Below are 18322 nucleotides of genomic sequence, written 5' to 3'. Positions count from 1 at the left end.
CCGCTCTCCGTCACCATGCCTCGTCCCTCCACCTTCGACGCCACCGCCCAGCGTGCCGCCCATCTGCTCTCCGGCGGCAAACCCGGCCAGCCGGCCGACGCCGTCCTGCGCGAAGCCTTCGCCCGGCAGCGCCGCCTGTCGCCCGACGAAAAGAGCGCCATCGTCCAGGCCGTCTTCGCCTCCGCCCGCTGGCACCGCTGGCTTGATCCCAAGGCCGCCCTGCCCGTTCGCATTGCCGCCGCCATGCAACTGCAGGCGCGCTTCGAACAAAACCCCGCCAACATCAAACCCCAGGCTCTCGCCGCCCTCGCCCTGCCCGACTGGGCTCAGGCCGAGGTCGATCTCTCGCCCGAGGATCTCCGCGCCCTGCAAACGCCGCCGCCACTCTGGCTGCGCACCCGCCCTGCCTACACCCAACGTATCGCGCGCTTCCTGAAACAGGTCACCCCCGCCCCCGCCCCGGCCGACCGCACCGGCCTGCTGTATTCAGGGAATCAGGACATCTTCCGCACCGAACCCTTTCAGCAGGGCCACCTCGAAATCCAGGACCTCGGCTCCCAGCTCGTCGGCCACGCCTGCGCGCCCCAACCCGGCGAAACCTGGTGGGACACCTGCGCCGGCGAAGGCGGCAAGACCCTGCACCTCTCCGAGCTCCTCGAGGGCAAGGGCCTCATCTGGGCGACCGACCGCCACACCGGCCGCCTGCAGAAACTCAAACAACGCGCGGCCCGGGCCGAGGTCTTCAACCTCCGCATCGCGACCTGGGAGGGCGGCGCCAAGCTGCCGACCAAAACCAAATTCGACGGCATCCTCATCGACGCCCCCTGCAGTGGCCTCGGCACCTGGCGCCGCAATCCTCACGCCCGCTGGACCACCAGCGCGACCGACGTCGCCGAGCTCGCGGTCATTCAGCGCCAGCTCCTCGAGCACGCCCTGCCCGCGCTCAAACCTGGCGGCAAGTTGATCTACGCCGTCTGCACCCTCACCCGCAGCGAAACCACCGCCATCGCCGACGCCTTCACCACCGCCCATCCCGAGCTCCAACCCCTCCCCCTCCTCGACCAGGGCCCGCAAGCCACCATCGGCCTGTCCGAATGGAATGCCAACGGCATGTTCCTCGCCGGCTGGAAACGTGCATTCAACCGCTGATTTCTTACAGGAGGAAACAGAGAGGAACAGAGCCGTCAGCCCAAACATCTTTTAACCGGAGGTAACAATACTATGGGCGACGGCGGAGTGGCTCTGTTTCCCTTTGTTTCCTCCTGTAAAAATACCCACCACTTTGCCTACTCACTCCGCCAAGATTTCGTTCCGCCAGGTTCGCGCCGACTTCAACGACCTGCGCGCCGTGGTTCACTACACCCGGGCCGCGCACAAGCTGGGGCTCTGGGCTTCGGAGCGAGCTGTATTCGAAAAGTTCCTACCCACCGCCCCCACCGCGCCGATCCTGGAGGCCGGCTGTGGGGCCGGCCGGGTCACCATGGGCCTGTTCGAAGCCGGCTATCGCAACCTCCACGCCTTCGACTTCGCCGAGGAACTCTGCGCCATGGCCCAGTCGCTCTTCCTCGAACGCGAAACCGGCGACGCCATCACCCTCTTCCACGCCGACGCCCGCCGCGCCGCCTCTTGTCACGTCCTACGTGACAAACGCTTCGATGCGGTGCTGTTCATGTTCAACGGACTCATGCAGATCCCGCGCCGCCGCAACCGCCGCGCAGCCATGCGGTCGCTGCGTGCTCTCGCCCGCCCCGGCGCGCCCTTCATCTTCACCACCCACGACCGCGACCACTCACCGCACGAGCGCAAAGCCTGGTGGTATGAGGCCAAACAGTGGGCCGCCGGCAAACAGGACCCCATCCTCGTCGAATTCGGCGACCGCTACTTCGAGGACGACCTCGGCCGCACCTTCATGCACCTGCCCGACCGCGAGGAGATTCTCGCCGACCTCAAGGCCACCGGCTGGATCCACACCTGGGATGCCATGCGTCGCGACATCGCCAAGGAGTCCCGCGCTGTCCGCGATTTCTCCGACGAATGCCGCTTCTGGGTCGCCCATGCCTAAAGTGCTTTTTCACAGGAGGAAACAGAGGGAAACAGAGCCGCCAGGATGCAGTTCTGCAGAAGGTAACAAAGAGAACGAAGGTGATCAGGCTGAAGGCTTGGGTTTCCTTCGTTCCCTTCTGTAAAAAATCGTTTCATCGGATTGGCTCTGTTGCCCTCCGTTTTCTCCTGTAAAAACTTCTCCACATGAAGCGCCTGTTCTCCGTCCTCCTCTTCGCCTGTGCCGCTGTCATCGCCTCGCCGCAGGAGTATCCGCAGATGGGCCCGGACATCTACAACACCACCGCCGACGCCGCGCCGACCATCGCGCAGGCCCTCGAGTTGGCGAAGAAGCAGAACAAACATGTGCTGCTCGATTTTGGTGCCAACTGGTGTGTGTGGTGCCATCGCCTGCACCAGCTGTTCACCACCGACCCCCGCGTGCGCACCGAGCTCAAGCGCAGCTTCATCACGGTCATGATCGACGTGAACAAGCGCAATGGCGTCGACCGCAACGCCGGCGTGAATGAATATTACGGCAATCCCACTCAGCACGGTCTGCCCGTGCTCGTCGTGCTCGATGCTTCCGGCCGCCGCCTCCACACGCAGGAAACCGGCGCGCTGGAGGAAGGCCCCGCCCACGATCCCGCCAAGGTGCTCGCTTTCCTTAAAATGTGGGCGCCCGCGCGCTGAGCACTCGCCCCTTCGCGCCTCAGCGCACCGCGTCGACCCGCCGGAACAACCAGCCACCCAACCCGAGAAAAATAACCGCCGGCACCCACATCAACAGGTCGGGCCGCAATTGCGGGGAGTTCTCCAACCAGGAGACCACCACCTGCAAAAAGTAGTAGCCCATCACCAGCAGGAGCGCGACGCCGAGGTTGGCCGAGGTTTCCTTGCGGGACACCTTGATCCCCAGCGGCACGGCGAGCAGGGCGAAGGCCAGCACCGCGATCGCCGAGGAGCCTTTCTCGTTCATCGCGATCGACAACTTGAGTTGTGCCTCCTGGTCGCCCGCCGCCACCAGCCGCGCCTGCTCCGCCTTGAGTTGGTCGTAGGTCATCCACGCGTATTTCGTGCGCGCCTTGCGCTTGGAAAACAGATCGTCGACCCGAAAGGTGAAGGGCATCTCGCCCACCGTCGTGTTACCGAGCACTTTGGCGTAGTTCTCCGGGTCCTTTAACCCACGCACCTCGCCCGACACATCGCGCAACACCACGTTGAGCGCCCCCTCCTCTTCGTCAAAGGTGACCTCGCCCGCCGCCGCCCGACCAAACTCGCGCACCTTTTCCTCGTCATCCAAACGCCAGAACCAGATGTCGCGCAGCTCCATGCCGTTCTTCTCATCGACGTAAAACACCACCCCCGGGAAATCGCGCACGAACGTTTTCGGCACGATGAAACTCATCGGATTCGCCTGCACCGCGTCGGCGAGGATCTGTTTATACGCGGCCCGTGATCGCGGCATGAACTCGAAGTTCACCACCGCCGCTAATCCGGCACTCAGAAATCCGAGGATCACAATCGGCCGCATGATCGTGCCCATGCTCATCCCCGCCGCCCGCATCGCGGTGATTTCATTTTGCGCCGACATGCGCCCGAGCACCAACAGCACCCCCGTCAGGATGCCCATCGGCAGCGCGTAAGCGGCCACGTAAGGGATCAGCAAGCCGACCAGGAACAAGAACGTCCCCGGCTCGATCTGCCCCGCCAGCACGTAGGCCATCATGTCCTTCAGCACGTTGCCGAGAATCAGCACCGCCGCAAAAAGCCCCACCGCGGCAAAGCACGTCGCGGCGACGCTCCAAAACAAATGGCGCTGTAATAAGTTCATTCGACGTCGCAGTAGAAACCACGAAACCCCCGAAACACACGCAAAGAATCACTCACGACCACGCCCGGATTCGCTCCGGGGTTCCGCCGGTCGCCCCGACCATGCCGACCGGCTGCTCCGGGGTGCCGCCTCGCGGTCCTGAGGCAGCGTTCACTCCATCAAATCGAACTGATCAGCGCCTCCGCTTCGCGACCGGGGAAAACTCACTTCTATGCACGTGCCACCCTGTTCTCGAGGCGTGATGTTCAGCCGCCAGCGATGGGAGCGACAGAGCCGTTCAACGAGCGACAGGCCATACCCATGCCCTGGGGCCGGCGCCGCGGCGAAATCCCTGAACTCGGGTAGTCCCGGACCGTTGTCCTCAACCCGCAGACGCGCCTCGCCATCGACCAAATCCAGTCGCACGCCCAGCTCGCCACCGGGCAGATGGGTGAATGCGTTGCCGATCAGGTTGTGGCACAACACGGCCAGCACTTCTTCGTGGCAGACGATCTTCACGTCTTGGTCGGCGAACAGTTGAATCCGCAGCGGGTGCGTGGGATAGAGCGCGCGAATTTCGTCCGCCACCTCGGCGAGGACGACGGCGGCGGCGACCGGTTGCGTCGGCGTCCGGTTGCGGCCTTCCCGCGCCACCATCAAAAAGATCTCTATCAGTCGTTCCATGCGATGCACGGAGCGTTCGATTCGCCCGAAATAACGGGCTCGCTCGACCTCCTCCGTGCTCGTCTGGAGCAAGGCAACCGCCCCTTTCAAAGTGGCCACCGGCGTGCGCAACTCATGACTGCAGTCCGCCAGGAAGTCCCGCTCCCGGGCGAGCGACTCGCGCAGACGCACTTCGTAAGCTTCCATCGCGCCCTCGAGAAAACCGACCTCGTCGTGATCAACGCGCGCCGTCCGCTCCGGCGAAAGTGCCTCAGCCTTGATGTCAGGATGCCGTTGCTGCACCCGCTCGGCGAGAGCGACGACCGGCTTCAAGGCCCACTTGGCGATGAGCGAACCGACGGAAAACGCCACGACCATGACGAGAAGCGCCACGACCATCAGCGCGACGTGCAGCGACCCGCCAATCTCGTCGGTGTAATCGTCGACCGGGCTGACGAGCCAAGTCACGGCTTGCCCCGCCCCCGGGGCATCGACCCAGATCACATATTCCTCATCCCAGCCCATCCAGTCGGTCCAATAGAGGTAGTCGAGGAACCCGTGCATCACTTCGGCCCGATGCTGCGCGCTGTCACCAAATGCCGAATACAGACCGCTTTCCCGAGGCGGCGTCGCCAGCCCCAGCGCCGCGCTGATTGATTCCTTGGATGTATAACGGATCACCCCAGGAGGCAGCGGCGCCATCGGTCCGGCCTGAGCCGCCCGTTCGAGGAGGTGCGCATAATGCTGGTTCTGGACGCGCTCTTCAGCGGTGAGCAGCAGCAACCAGCCGACCAGCGCGAAGACCGCGGCCTGCAAAACCGCCAGACCCACGAGCAGCCAGCGAATCCGCGAGGCCAGGCGACCGGGCGGGCGTTTCGTTGGTTCAGTCATGGCGGGGCGCGGGCTCGATCACGGCCATCTGATAACCGACTCCGCGGTGAGTGTGCAGCAGCGGAATGCGCTCCGCTCGATCCACCTCGGCCCGCAAGGTCGCGATATGCGTGCGCAGCGCGTCGCTGCCGGGCGGGTCATCCGCCCAGAGATGACGTTCCAAATCCCGGCGAGAGACCACGGACGGGGATCGCGCCAACAGACATTCGAGGATGGAATAGCCCATGCGGGTGAGCACCAACCGCCGCTCGCCCCGGCGGACCTCGCGGGTCGAGGGATTCAATTCGAGATCGCTCAGCCGGAGCACCGAGGACTGAGCCAACGCTGAACTCCGACGCACGAGCGCACGCAACCGCGCGAGCAGTTCCGGTAGCGCAAACGGCTTGACCATGTAGTCGTCCGCTCCGGCCGCGAATCCGGTCAGTCGATCATCGAGCAAGTCGGCGGCCGTCAGCATCAGCACCGGAATCCGCGGAGCGATGCTGTCCCGCAAACGACGGCAAACCTCCAGCCCGTCGATGATCGGGAGACGAAGATCCAGAATCACCGCCGAATGGGTGCGCTCGTTCACGCGGTGCAGCGCGAGGGCTCCGTTGGGCACATAGTCCACCGTCCATCCTCGTTGTTCGAGGTAGTCCTGAATGTTACTGGCCAAGTCGAAATTGTCCTCCACCAGGAGAACGGGAGTGTGGGGAGCGTCGATCATCCGAAGAAGCGCACGGGGCGGAACCACGCCATCGTCCGCGCAGCGTCCGACCTTGCTGCACGAAACCCGCCGCCATTTCAACCAGCGCGTTGCAGGAAAGTCGCAATGCGGACGCTGGCGTGATTTGGCGTTTCTTTAACGTTCGGCTCACGATCCGTTCACGCCTGCCGGCGTAGGCTGGGCCGGTGTGGTTTAACCAAGGGACGCGGCATTGATATCTGAACCGTCGGCTTCGCGGCCGCACGAGACTGGCCCGATCGCAGGTGCTCGCGCCGGGGCTGTCGCGCACGCGCCGGCCATGACCGTGTCACCGGCAACCGGACCGGACAACCGCACGGACCGTGTTGTATTCACATTCTTGCTACTGGTCGCCGCCTTCCGCCTCGCCTACCTGTGGTGGGTGCCCCTTGGCCTGGTGGGCGACGAGGCCTATTACTGGGATTGGAGCCGTGAACCCGCCTGGGGCTACTACAGCAAACCGCCCATGGTGGCGTGGCTCATCGCCGCCGCCACCGCGCTCGGCGGGCACCACCCCGAAACGATTCGCACGCTCGCCGTGGTGCTCAACACCGGCTCGCTGTTCTTCGGCTACCGGCTGGCGCGAGACCTGTTTGGCGCGCACACCGGCGCCTGGTTTGTGGCTGCCGTGGCGCTCGCGCCAGCGGCCTTGGCCCAAAACCTCATTTTCACGATCGATGCGCCGCTCCTGTTCTGTTGGAGCGCCGGCTTGTGGTGTTTTTCGCGGTGGCTCGGCGCCGGGGAAAAATCATCCCGCCGGCGATGGGGCCTCGCCCTCGCCGTCTGCCTGGGCCTCGGCCTCCTCACCAAACAGATGATGGCCGTGTTTCCCCTGCTGGCCGCCCTCCATCTGGCGACCAGCCCGGAACATCGCCACCGCCTGCGGCAACCCGGTTTCTGGGGCATCGTCGGCCTCGGCGCCGTCAGCCTCGTGCCGTTGCTGGTATGGAACGCCCACCATGGATGGATCATGATCCATCACACCGCGCACCATTTTGAGGGCGCGCCGTTTTCCTGGATCGAAGCGGTGGGACGGGTCGCGGCCTTCGTCGTCGGTGAAGTCGCGCTCACCGGTTTCCTGATCGGGCTCATCGCCGTTTTCGCCGCCACGGCGGCCGTGCGACGGATGCTGCGCCGCGAACTCACGGCCGCCGAGCGTCTCCTTTTCTGGTTCAGCGTCCCCGCGATCCTCGCGATGGCCGGCATGGCGTTGCGCCAGCGCGTGAACCTCAACTGGCCGCTGGTTTTTCTGCCCCCGCTCATCCTGCTGGCCGTGCATTGGTCACTGCCCGGATCGCACGGGCACCGCCGACTCCGGATCGGCCGCTGGCTCAAAGCGGGCGTGGGCGTCTCGGCCACGCTGACGGTGATCGCCAGCGCGTATCCGCTCGCCGTCCAACCCCTGGGCCTTGCCGGCACCAAGCTTGATCTCACCGCCCGGCTGCGCGGCTGGGAGTCCCTCGCCGCGGAAGTCGATTCGAACCTGAGCCTGCAGCGCGCAGGTTCCGCTCAGCCCGTGTTCGTTTTGACCGTGGGCCATCGCTACGTGACCAGCCAACTGGCATTTCACTTGGCCGGTAATCCGTCGGTGATGCGCTGGCCCAGTGCTCCCGGGCGGATCGACTCGCAATATGAAGTCTGGGGCGGGCTGGAGGAGCATGCCGGGACGAACGCTCTGATCGTGCATCAGGTCGACGCACGCGCCCCGGCACTCCCGACCGAACTCCGCGCGGCCTTTGCCGCCGTCGAGCCCTTGCAGACTGTGCGCGTCCCTTTGGGGGCGGGCCGCGAACGCGTTTATGAGCTCCACCTCGGCCGCCACTTCTCCTTCGCGTCCCATGACGACTGACCGCCTCTCTCGATATATCGATATCGGGCTGGCGACCGCGTTACTCGCGATTGTGCTGATCCGCCTGTTTCCCGACTGGGAACTCGCGGTTTCGCGCCAGTTCTTCGACCCCGTCACGGGATGGCATTGGGACGCCAACTTTTGGGTTCAACTGGCCTATCACTGCGGTCCGCTACCTGCGCTCACGCTGGCTATCGCGGGGTTGTTCGTTGCGATCTTTGCCACGGTGTGGGCCCGCCTCCGCCGCTACCGCCGCATCGGATGGTTCCTGTTTGCCACCATGGCCCTCGGCCCGGGGGTGTTGGTGAACAGCGTATTCAAGCAGAACTTCGATCGACCGCGGCCTCGCGATATCGTCGAATTCGACGGCTCCGTGGCTTACCAGCCCCCGGGCCAGGCGGGCGCGGGTGATCGCGGCCGATCGTTTCCCTCGGGCCATGCCTCGATGGGCTTCTTTCTCGCCGCACCGTATTTTTTCCTACGGCAGCGCCATCGCCGCCTGGCCATCGCCGCGCTTTGGGTTGGCACGACGGCGGGACTGGCCATCGGCGTCGTTCGCATCATGCAGGGCGGACACTTCCTCAGTGACGTGATCGCGTCCGGGCTCATCGTGTGGATTACAGCCCACCTGACCTGGTCGCTGACCGCGCGATTCGCCGCCGCTTCCGATTCGCTGTCGAACATCACCACGGCCAAGCCAATCTCCGCCGCCTACCTGCATGGCCGGGTCAATTGCATCGACCGGACGGTCTACCTCCGCGACCGCGAAAACTCCCGGCGGCCCCTCATCTCCGTCATCGTTCCATTCTACAACGAGGAGTCCAACGTCGAGGAAGTGCTGGCGGAGATCCGTTCCGCACTCCCCGACGCGGAGATCGTCGCGGTCGACGACGGCAGCCGCGACGGAACTTGGGAACGCATCCGCACCCACCCCGCCGTAGTCGGCCTCTGCCATCCCCTCAACGAGGGTCAGAGCGCGGCCATCCTCACTGGCCTGCGTCACGCCCACGGCGAGTTTTGTGTGTTGATGGACGGCGACGGGCAGAACGATCCCGCCGACATCCCCGGCCTGCTCGAGGCATGGCGGAAAGGCACGGCCGACGTCATTTGCGGATTCCGCGCCAACCGGCGCGACACGTGGAGCCGGCGGGCCGCCTCGCGCTTCGCCAATCGGGTCCGTCGACTCTTCCTCCACGATGGGGTGCGCGATACGGGTTGCTCCCTGAAGCTCTTCCACCGCGACGCCACCAACCTGCTGCCGCCCTTCCAAGGCCTGCACCGCTACCTGCCGGCTTTCTTCCGCCAGGCCGGCCTCACGCTGGAGGAAGTGCCCGTCAATCATCGTCCGCGCAGCGCCGGGGTTTCCAAATACACCAATTGGCAGCGCGGACTCGTCGGCATCCACGATCTCGTCGGCGTATCCTGGCTACTGCGCCGCCAACTCGCCCTGCGCCCTCCCGTTGTTTCCCATGCACGAAGTGTTGTTCACCATTAACAGCTGGGTGGTCACGCCCTGGAAACTCGTCGGCTACCTCGGCGTCGGTCTGTTTGCCGGTCGATGGATCGTGCAATTGGTCGGCTCCACCCTCGAGGGCAAGCCGACCTTTCCGCGCCTGTTCTGGTATATGAGCCTCTTCGGCAGCGTCTGCCTGCTTACCTATTTTATTTGGGGCAAGAATGACTCGGTCGGCATCCTTTCCAACCTCATGCCGTCGTTCATCGCCTCCTACAATCTCCTGCTCGACCACCGCCACCGCCGCTCCCTGCGGCCGGCTGCCGCGCCGAACTAGGAGCGCTCTTGCCACCGGGTCGGACGTCGGACGGAATCAGACCGCCCGTTGTCCGTATGAAATACACGCCCGCCAAACCGCCGCTCACCGGAGAGACCCTCGAGTCCCTCACCGCGCGGCTGCGCGAACACGGCGAACCGGCCTACCGCGCCAAGCAGATCCTCGACTGGCTCTACAAGAAGCGCGCCCGCTCTTGGGACGAGATGACCAACCTCTCCAAGTCCCTGCGCGCGTGGTTGGCGGAAACGTTTGAACTCCTACCGCTCGCCCTGATCCACGGCAAGCAGTCGCTGGACGTCACGGACAAACTCCTGCTCGAACTCGGCGACCGCTCCCTCATCGAGACCGTAATCATCCGCGCGCCGCAGGAGGGCGTCGGCCTCGAACATTCGCGCAAGACCATCTGCATCTCCACCCAGGTCGGTTGTGCCATGGGCTGCAAATTCTGCGCTTCCGGTCTGATGGGCCTCAAGCGCGACCTCGACGCCGGGGAGATCGTCGCCCAGTTGCTCCACGTGTGCTACCGTGAGGACGCCCGCACGCCTCGGGCCCGCCAGGAACTGGCGTCCTTCGACAACATCGTGGTCATGGGCATGGGCGAGCCGCTGGCCAATTTTGAGGCCATCCACACCGCCCTCACCATCGTCAACGCCGAGTGGGGCCTCGGTTTCGGCGCCCGCCGCATCACCCTCTCCACCAGCGGACTGGTGCCCAACATCCTGAAACTCGCCGACTCCCCGCTCGGCCTGCGCCTCGCCATCTCGCTGCACGGCGCCACCGATGAGGTGCGCAGCCAGATCATGCCGATCAACAAAGCCTACCCGCTGGCCAAGCTTCTGCCCGCGGTGAAGACCTTCAGCGAAAAACACGGCCGCATGGTCACGCTGGAGTTCATCCTCATCGAGGACATCAACGACGCCCTCGAACAGGCCGAGAAGCTGCGCGACATCGCCATCGACCTGCACGCGCACGTAAACCTCATCCCTTACAACACCGTTGAGGGCCTGCCGTGGAAACGCCCCTCGATCGCCCGCCAGGAGGCCTTTGCCAACATCCTCCGGGCGGTCCGTGTATCCGTCACGCTGCGACGCGAAAAGGGCCACGACATCGAGGCCGCCTGCGGCCAGCTCCGCCTCAAGACCGAAAAGGAACGCGAACTCGCCTCGTCATGAGCCGCCGCGTTTCCGTCCTCCTGCTCCTTGTCCTCGCCTGCACCGCACGCGCCGCGAACGATACCGTCTCCCCACCCGCCATGACCGATTTCACCCAGCTCTCCGACGCCGAATGGCGCGAACGTCTTACGCCGACCCAGTTTCACGTCCTGCGTGAGGCCGGCACCGATCGCCCGTTCGGCGCTGCCTACGAACGCTTCAAACACGAGGGCTCCGGCACCTACGTTTGCACCGGCTGCGGCGCCACGCTCTTCACCTCCGAAACCAAGTTCGACGCCCGCTGCGGCTGGCCGGCCTTCTTTGATCCGGCCGATTCCGATGCCGTCACCTTGCACCGCGATTCGTCGCTCGGCATGGAGCGCGTCGAGGTCGTTTGCGCGCGCTGCCACGGCCACCTCGGCCATCTCTTCGAAGGCGAAGGCTTTCCCACCCCGACCGACCAGCGCTACTGCATCAACGCCACGTCACTGCGCTTCATCCCCGACGATGACGCCGACGCCGACTGAGCCGCCGCAGGAGGCGCCCGCGACCAACCGATCCTGGCGCGGCTGGTGGATCTTCCTCGCCGTCGGTCTCGCCGGTTACGTGGCGCTCACCTTCGGCGTTTTCGCGCTCCACGAATGGGCGCAGTTCGATGAACGCCTCGCCTACGGCGTCATGATCATGCTCGTCATGGCCGGTAACTTCATCGCCAACCGCCGCTTGGTCTTCCCGGCCGGCCGCACCGGCGAACCCGCCCGCCAAGCCATGCGTTTTCTGATTGCCGCCATCTCGTTCCGGATCATCGAACTCGCGCTCTACTCGTGGGCCATCGGGCCGCTCGGCATCCACTACCTCGTCGCCATCGCCGTGGTGTCGGCAGCGGTCTACTTCGCCAAATACTTCGCGTTCTCGATCTGGGTTTTTCGCTGAGGGAGCGGACCCAATCCTGGCAGCCACCACACCAGCATCGCGAAACTCATCACCAAGAGCGGAATGAGGTGCCGCTGCTCCACGAGACTGGTGATCGAATCGCCCAGCTCTCCGACTTGGCCAGCATAGAGCAGATTCTCCACCGACGGGAAATCCTGAAAAAACTGGTAGTAGATCACGGAGCCAGTCGACGCCAGGGTCCAGCTCGCCACCACCGCAAACCCCAAACTGCGACGCAGCCACTTGCGGCGCATGAACACCAGCGGCAGCAGCGCGATCGCCCAAACGGCCATCGCGAACACCGTGGCCCCCGCTCGCACGTTGAGCACACTGTTCATCCAGCCCCAGTAATATTCCAGGAAGGCCAGCATGAGCCAAACGACGGCGTAGGTGGCCATGCCCGCGCGCCGCCACTCCACCATTCGCACCGCCGCCACCGCCGCCAAAAGAACCAGGACCATCACGTAGCCCGACACGACCAGATTGGCCACCAGCCAGATCAACGCGCCGACCACCAAGACCCGCCCGCTTCCCCGCACCAGTGCCCCGCGCCGCCGCGCCAACCAGGCCCAGCCCAGTCCCAAACCCAGGGCCAAGCCCATCACCCCACTCAAGTAATACAAAGGGGGCACGACCCGCACCGTTTGGTAGTTGAACCAATCCTCCGCGTCATACCAACGCACGTTCTCCCACACCAATCCCGGCCGCATCTCAACCACGCCGACCTCGAGTGGTTCGAGCGGGAGCCACACCATGACCCTGCCCCTGCCCTGGCTCAGCTCGCCAAAAGGCACGCGCCGCGAGTCGACCCGATCCGTCCGTGCCGGGTTGACCAAATCCATCGAGGCGACGTAGCCGCTGTGCTCCTCGTCACGGTATCCGATCTCCCACGACACCGGAATCCGGCCACGACTCTGCGCCGGCAGGATGCCCGGGATCCATGTCCAGCCCGGCCGGTAGTGATCCCGCATGGGCAGGTTGACCAGTTCGATCGCCGCAAACGGCACCTCCGGGAATCGATCGCCATACCAATACTCCCCCTCCACCACGGCGTTGAACTGCACCCGCAGCGCCCGGCGGGCCGGCTGTTCGTCCAGCATTATGAGGATGAGCTCAAACTCGGCCCGCAGGCGCGATTCGTCCCACTGCAGGCGGGCGCCGTCCAAGCGCAGCAGCTCCCCCTTGTCGTCATAAACCTGATACGACAGCAGCGCCCCCTCCACCAAAGGTTCGTTCACTTCATAGGCGCCGGTGACGGTGAGGCGCTGGATCGTCGGGTCATAGCTCGCCTCCGCCTCCACCGCGTAATGCGCGCCATTGATCGCCGCCGAGCGCGGCGAGTCCACCGGACCACGGGAAAAATCAAACCGCAGGTCCGCCGCCCGCATCGGCGCATCGCTTTGCGCCCACCCGCCCGCGGCCATCCCGCCCAGCCCCACGAGGAGCAGCCACCACCACGAGAGCATTCGCCGGGTCCTCATTCGTGCAGCTTCTCCGAGTGGTTGATCACGAGGCGCGTCAGCGTGTCCTGATTCACGCCCGACTCCCATGCCTGCCAGGTTCCGTCGGCGGCATTCTCGACCGCGCCATGCTGGGCGCCGACCGTCCGCCCCCATTGTCCCCAGCCATTGCCCGTAAAGGTGAAGGGCACCGGCAGCCCCAGCTCCTCCAGCATCATCACCGGCACATCCTGCAACCCCGCCATGCCGTTGACCCGTTGCGCCGGCCGATCGAATCCGACCATCACCAGCGGCACCGTATCGTCGAGCGCCCGCGGCTCGTAGTGGTCGAGGTAGACCATCAACTCGTCGTCGATCGCGCTGTCATGGTCGCCATAGATCGCGATGAGGCAGTCGTCCAGAACCCCGGCGGCGCTCAGCTCACCAAAAAACTGTTTCAACGCATCATCCACATAACGCGCCGAGCGCAGAAACTCGGCTTCGATCCGCCCTGGCTGCACCCCCTGCGACTTCGCCACGTAGGTGTAGGGATGATGATTGGTCAGCGTGATGACGTGCAGGAACAGCGGCGTGCCCGCCGCATCCGCCGCGATCACCCGTCGCGCCGCCTCCCCAAGGATGGCCTTGTCGGACCAACCCCAGCCAATCTCGTCGCCCAGGTCCAGGTCGTCCTCGAACACCATCTCGTCGTAGCCGAGCGCCGCGTGCGCTTCGCCTCGATGCCAGAAGACGCGATTGAAACCATGCAACGACATCGTGTGGTAACCCGCCGCGCCCAGGACGCGCGGCAACGAGGCGATCCGGTCGAGGTGTTGCGTCACGTAGACCGGCGGACGCGGCAAGGGGACCGTCGAGGTGAGCACCAGAAATTCGCCGTCCGTCGTGCGACCGCTGGCAGTGTTGTCGATCGCGTTGGCAAACCAGACGTTGTCATGCGCCAGACTTTCCAGGAAAGGCATCACCGGTTGCCCCGCTTTGCGTCCACCGATCATCAGACCATCCATCGATTCGAGTTGCAGGTAAATGACGTGCTTGCGCGGGCACGTCGGGTCCGGCTCCGGCCGCGTCGCCGCCCGCTCCGCCAGATAGGCGCGGTAGGGCGCCGGATCCACATGGTCCAAACGCGACCGGCGCCACAGCCGTGTGCTCGTGTCGACGAGGTCGTAGAGAAAATACCCGCCATAGCCCAGGCGCTCCACCGCCTGCGAGTTGATGAATCGATTGCGCAGCAACAACCAGTCCTGGCGGGGCCAGGTCGTCACGCCCACCAACACCGCCGCCACCACCCACAGCCCGAGGCCGAGGTTGCCCGGCCATCGCGGATTATTCGCCGGACCTTTCACGCGCCTCCTCCGTTTCGCACTTTCGCCGCAACCGTGCGTGGCGTCGCAGCCCATTCAATACATGCGAAAGCGAAGTGAGACATTTCTGGTGCAGCAGGCTCGGGAACGTGCCGGTGGGGGCAACGCAAATTCCACGACAGGCCGATCCACCGAGTCCGCCATCGGCGACCGGCGAAACCATTACATTTTCGAAAGGTTGCGGGTAGATTCTTGAAGTCGCGCCCGGCCGGCGTTTGTTCCCCATCCTCGTTCCCTTTTCAAATCCCCATGATTGACGTCAAAGGTCTCAGCAAAACCTATGGCAACAAGCCCGCCGTCGTGGACGTGAGTTTTCGCGTCGAACGCGGTGACATCCTCGGCTTCCTCGGCCCCAACGGCGCCGGCAAGTCGACGACCATGAAGATGATCACGGGGTTCCTGCGCCCCACCGCCGGCACCGCCATCGTTGGCGGCCACGACGTGACGAAGGACCCCGTCGCCGTGAAGCGCCAAGTCGGCTACCTGCCGGAGAGCGCCCCCAGCTACGGCGAAATGACCGTGCAGGAGTTCCTCACCTTCATTGCCGAGGCCCGCGGCTTCCGCGGTCCCCAACGCAGCGCGCCGGTGGAACGGTCCATCCGCCTCACCCACCTCGAGTCGGTGCGTCACCAGACCATCGAAACCCTGTCCAAAGGCTACAAGCAGCGAGTCGGCTTCGCTCAAGCGCTCCTGCACGACCCCGCCGTGCTCATTCTCGACGAGCCGACCGACGGCCTCGACCCCAACCAAAAGAACGAGGTCCGCGCCCTCATCAAGGAGCTCGCCACCGAAAAGGCCGTCGTGCTCTCGACCCACATCCTCGAGGAGGTCGGCGCCATCTGTAATCGCATCATCCTCATCTCCGAGGGCCGCGTGGTGGTCGACGAAACCCCCGCCGAGTTCCAGGCCCGCCAACCCGGCGCCCGTCTCGACGAAATCTTCGCCAGCCTCACCAAGTCCGACGTCTGAGACCCGCCAACCCTTTAGGATTTCCCCCGCCATGCAGCAGGTCATTCCCATCTTCAAACGCGAGTTCCTCGGCTACTTCCGCTCCCCGGTGGCCTACGTGTTCCTCATCGTGTTCCTCCTCGCCTCCGTTGGTCTGGCGTTTTTCGTCGGCCAAATCTTCGACGCCGGCGAGGCCAGCTTGGAACGCTTCTTCACCTTCCATCCGTGGCTCTTCCTCTTCCTCGTGCCCGCCGCCGGCATGCGCCTGTGGTCCGAGGAAAAACGCACCGGCACCGTCGAGCTGCTGTTCACGCTCCCCATCACCACCTTCGAGGCCGTGCTCGGCAAATACCTCGCCGCCTGGGCCTTCCTCTGCGCCGCCATCGCGCTGTCCTTCCCGATGGCCCTCACCGTTGGTTACCTCGGTGATCCCGACTGGGGCGTCATCCTGGTGAGTTACCTGGGCAGCATGCTCATGGCGGGCGCCTACCTCGGCGTCTGCTCGCTCACTTCAGCGCTCACCAAAAACCAAGTCATCTCCTTCGTGCTCAGCGTCGCGGTTTGCTTCGTGCTGCTGCTGCTCGGTTGGAGCATCTTCAGCGATTTGATGGAGAGCTTTCTGCCCGTCGCCATCGCCGACGTGATCGCGAACTTCTCCTTCATCACCCACTTCGACCCCTTCACCAAGGGCATCGTCGATCCGTCCGACGTGATCTTTTTCCTCTCCCTCTCCGGCTTCACGTTGTTCCTCAACGTGGTCGCCCTCGAACGCTGAACCGCATCGCCCCACCGCCATGAAACCCAGCGCCAAAGTCACCGCCATCGGCCTGCTCTTCGTCGGCCTCGTGCTCGTCAACTACCTCGCGTCGCAGCTGCCCTTCCGCGCCGACGCCACGGCCGAAAACATCTACACCCTCTCCCCCGGCACCAAGTCCTTGCTCTCCAAAATTGAGGAGCCGGTCACCCTCGACTTCTACTACACCCGCAACGCCGAGGGCGTCCGCATCGACTACAAGAACTACGCCGCCCGCGTCGAGGAGATGTTGCGTCAATATGAGCGCGCCGCCCGCGGCAAACTCGTCCTCAACATCATCAACCCCGAGCCGGATACGCCCGAAGAGGAGGCCGCCGCCCGCGCCGGCCTGCAGCCGCAGGTTTTCCCCGGCAGCGGCACCCAGATCTACTTCGGCCTCGCCGCGACCCAGGCCGATCTAACCGAGGCGATGCCCGCCTTCAACCCACGTCGTGAACAGTTCCTCGAATACGATCTCTCGCAGCTCATCTACAGCGTGCAGGTTTTCGACAAACGCCGCCTCGGTCTCATCAGCTCGCTGCCACTGCAGTCCCCGCCCTTCAACCCGATGATGCAGCAGATGGGTCAGCGGCCGCCGCCCGACCAGTTCATCATCGGCGAGTGGGAACGCACCTTTGAAATCGTGCCCGTCGAGGCCACCGCCGCCGCGCTGCCCGCCAACCTCGACGTGCTCGTCATCGCCCACCCGCAAGGCCTGTCACCACAACTTCAATACGCCATCGACCAGGCCCTGCTCGGCGGCACGCCCGTCTTCCTCGCCCTCGACCCGTCCAACGAACACTTCAAGCGCCAGGCCAACCCACAGATGATGATGATGGGCGGCGGCGCCCCCAACGTCAGCTCCGATCTCCCCACCCTGCTCGACGCCTACGGCATCACCTACGTAAGCGGCAGCATCACCGGCGACCTCCAATACGCCGCCCAGGTCCAGACCGGCATGGGCCAGATCTCCACCTTCCCCCACTGGATGCAGTTGCCGCACGAGGCCTTCAACGCCGAGGTCATGCCCACCGCCCAGCTCAACAGCATGGTGCTCATCGAGAGCGGCCACCTCGCCCTCGCCACGGGCAGCGACTTGGAGTTCACCCCGCTCATCCAGACCTCCGAGGAAGCCGGCGACATTCCGCCCTCCGCCCTCCAGTTCGGCGGCGGCGCCAACATCGCCGGCGAAGTCTCGATCTCCGGACGGCAAACCCTCGCCGCCATGGTCACGGGCACCTTCCAGACCGCGTTCCCCGACGGCCCACCGGCATCAGAAGGCGACGATGAAAATCCGGCTCCGCCCGTCGCCACCGCGACGCCATTGACCTCCGGTTCCGGCACCCTCGTCGTCATCGCCGACGCCGACTGGCTCATGGACGACTACTCCGTGCGCCGCATCAACCTCTTCGGCATGCAGGCTGCCGAGCCCATCAACGACAACCTCGCCTTCGCCTCCAACATGGTTGAGTTCCTCGCCGGCTCGCAGGACCTCATCTCCATCCGCACCAAGGGCAGTTCGCAACATCCCTTCACCGTCGTGCGTGAGATGGAAGCTGCTGCCCAAAAGCGCTACCAGGAACAACTCGACGCGCTCGAAGGCCGACTCAGCGAAGTGCAAGCCCAGCTCTCCCAACTGCAGTCGCAGGTCGGCGACAACGGCATGCTCGTCGCCTCGCCCGAGGTCGCCGCCAGCATCGCCGAATACCAAGCCCAGGAGGCCGAAATGCGCCGCGAGCGCCGCGACATCCGCCGCGCCCTGCGTGAGGACATCGATTCGCTCAAACACTCGCTGATCTTCATCAACCTCTTCACCGCCCCGCTCCTGCTCGCCGGCTTCGGCATCTGGTTCAACCAAGTCCGCCGCCGCCGCCACTGAGTCCGGCCCTCGCTTTGACCTTCAACC

General features: G+C 64.7%; 17 protein-coding genes. 12 read left to right on the top strand and 5 right to left on the bottom strand.

Features of this window, described 5'->3' with window-relative positions; genetic code table 11:
- Positions 1–15: 15 nt before the first annotated feature.
- The 3 genes from AC0MRV_RS12115 to AC0MRV_RS12105 all read left to right on the top strand — a co-directional run bounded on the left by AC0MRV_RS12115 (position 16) and on the right by AC0MRV_RS12105 (position 2733).
- Entirely contained in the window at positions 16–1149 is a 1134-nt protein-coding gene (locus tag AC0MRV_RS12115) for an RsmB/NOP family class I SAM-dependent RNA methyltransferase (protein WP_472764735.1), read from the top strand.
- Positions 1150–1282: 133 nt separating this feature from the next.
- Positions 1283–2062, top strand: coding sequence for a class I SAM-dependent methyltransferase (locus AC0MRV_RS12110; protein WP_472764734.1), 780 nt, complete (start codon positions 1283–1285; stop codon positions 2060–2062).
- A 185-nt stretch (positions 2063–2247) separates the two neighbouring features.
- Positions 2248–2733, top strand: coding sequence for a thioredoxin family protein (locus AC0MRV_RS12105; RefSeq protein WP_472764733.1), 486 nt, complete (start codon positions 2248–2250; stop codon positions 2731–2733).
- A 19-nt stretch (positions 2734–2752) separates the two neighbouring features.
- Here AC0MRV_RS12105 and AC0MRV_RS12100 read toward each other — a convergent pair whose 3' ends face one another.
- From AC0MRV_RS12100 to AC0MRV_RS12090, 3 genes are all read right to left on the bottom strand, one after another.
- Positions 2753–3874: an LptF/LptG family permease gene (locus AC0MRV_RS12100; RefSeq protein ID WP_472764732.1), complete on the bottom strand. Its 1122-nt coding sequence runs from the start codon at positions 3872–3874 to the stop codon at positions 2753–2755.
- 150 nt (positions 3875–4024) lie between these two features.
- The gene (locus tag AC0MRV_RS12095; protein WP_472764731.1) at positions 4025–5347 is read right to left on the bottom strand and encodes a sensor histidine kinase; all 1323 of its coding nucleotides are present in this window, start codon (positions 5345–5347) and stop codon (positions 4025–4027) included.
- Positions 5348–5399: 52 nt separating this feature from the next.
- Positions 5400–6113 (bottom strand): response regulator transcription factor, encoded by a 714-nt coding sequence (locus AC0MRV_RS12090; RefSeq protein WP_472764730.1) that lies wholly within the window; start codon positions 6111–6113, stop codon positions 5400–5402.
- A 358-nt stretch (positions 6114–6471) separates the two neighbouring features.
- Between AC0MRV_RS12090 and AC0MRV_RS12085 the strand changes: the two genes are divergently transcribed.
- The 6 genes from AC0MRV_RS12085 to AC0MRV_RS12060 are packed head-to-tail and all read left to right on the top strand — an operon-like array spanning position 6472 to position 11854.
- Positions 6472–7980, top strand: coding sequence for an ArnT family glycosyltransferase (locus AC0MRV_RS12085; protein WP_472764729.1), 1509 nt, complete (start codon positions 6472–6474; stop codon positions 7978–7980).
- Positions 7970–9475: a glycosyltransferase gene (locus tag AC0MRV_RS12080; protein ID WP_472764728.1), complete on the top strand. Its 1506-nt coding sequence runs from the start codon at positions 7970–7972 to the stop codon at positions 9473–9475. The genes AC0MRV_RS12085 and AC0MRV_RS12080 overlap by 11 nt, the downstream gene beginning before the upstream one ends.
- Positions 9450–9770 (top strand): lipid-A-disaccharide synthase N-terminal domain-containing protein, encoded by a 321-nt coding sequence (locus AC0MRV_RS12075; protein WP_472764727.1) that lies wholly within the window; start codon positions 9450–9452, stop codon positions 9768–9770. Before AC0MRV_RS12080 ends, AC0MRV_RS12075 begins: the two co-directional genes overlap by 26 nt.
- A 56-nt stretch (positions 9771–9826) precedes the next feature.
- Positions 9827–10942, top strand: coding sequence for a dual-specificity RNA methyltransferase RlmN (gene rlmN / locus AC0MRV_RS12070; RefSeq protein WP_472764726.1), 1116 nt, complete (start codon positions 9827–9829; stop codon positions 10940–10942).
- Entirely contained in the window at positions 10939–11448 is a 510-nt protein-coding gene (gene msrB / locus AC0MRV_RS12065) for a peptide-methionine (R)-S-oxide reductase MsrB (RefSeq protein ID WP_472764725.1), read from the top strand. The genes rlmN and msrB overlap by 4 nt, the downstream gene beginning before the upstream one ends.
- Positions 11429–11854, top strand: a complete 426-nt coding sequence (locus AC0MRV_RS12060; RefSeq protein ID WP_472764724.1) for a GtrA family protein — start codon at positions 11429–11431, stop codon at positions 11852–11854. The genes msrB and AC0MRV_RS12060 overlap by 20 nt, the downstream gene beginning before the upstream one ends.
- On the opposite strand, the gene AC0MRV_RS12055 is transcribed toward AC0MRV_RS12060, so the two are convergent.
- Positions 11809–13335, bottom strand: coding sequence for a hypothetical protein (locus AC0MRV_RS12055; protein ID WP_472764723.1), 1527 nt, complete (start codon positions 13333–13335; stop codon positions 11809–11811). The genes AC0MRV_RS12060 and AC0MRV_RS12055 overlap by 46 nt on opposite strands.
- On the bottom strand, positions 13332–14657 hold the full coding sequence (locus AC0MRV_RS12050; protein WP_472764722.1) for an LTA synthase family protein: 1326 nt from the start codon (positions 14655–14657) through the stop codon (positions 13332–13334). Before AC0MRV_RS12050 ends, AC0MRV_RS12055 begins: the two co-directional genes overlap by 4 nt.
- Positions 14658–14924: 267 nt before the next feature.
- Between AC0MRV_RS12050 and AC0MRV_RS12045 the strand changes: the two genes are divergently transcribed.
- Genes AC0MRV_RS12045 through AC0MRV_RS12035 form a run of 3 tightly spaced genes read left to right on the top strand, consistent with a single transcriptional unit; the run spans position 14925 to position 18295 of the window.
- Positions 14925–15644, top strand: coding sequence for an ABC transporter ATP-binding protein (locus AC0MRV_RS12045; protein WP_472764721.1), 720 nt, complete (start codon positions 14925–14927; stop codon positions 15642–15644).
- 31 nt (positions 15645–15675) lie between these two features.
- Positions 15676–16398 carry an ABC transporter permease gene (locus AC0MRV_RS12040; RefSeq protein ID WP_472764720.1) on the top strand — a complete coding sequence of 241 codons (723 nt, stop codon included), beginning with the start codon at positions 15676–15678 and terminating at the stop codon, positions 16396–16398.
- A gap of 19 nt (positions 16399–16417) precedes the next feature.
- Positions 16418–18295, top strand: a complete 1878-nt coding sequence (locus tag AC0MRV_RS12035) for a GldG family protein (protein WP_472764719.1) — start codon at positions 16418–16420, stop codon at positions 18293–18295.
- The last annotated feature ends 27 nt before the right edge of the window (positions 18296–18322 follow it).

The organism is Actomonas spartinae, from assembly GCF_051209155.1.
GTDB lineage: Bacteria > Verrucomicrobiota > Verrucomicrobiia > Opitutales > Opitutaceae > Actomonas.
This window is presented reverse-complemented; position numbering and strand designations above follow the sequence as displayed.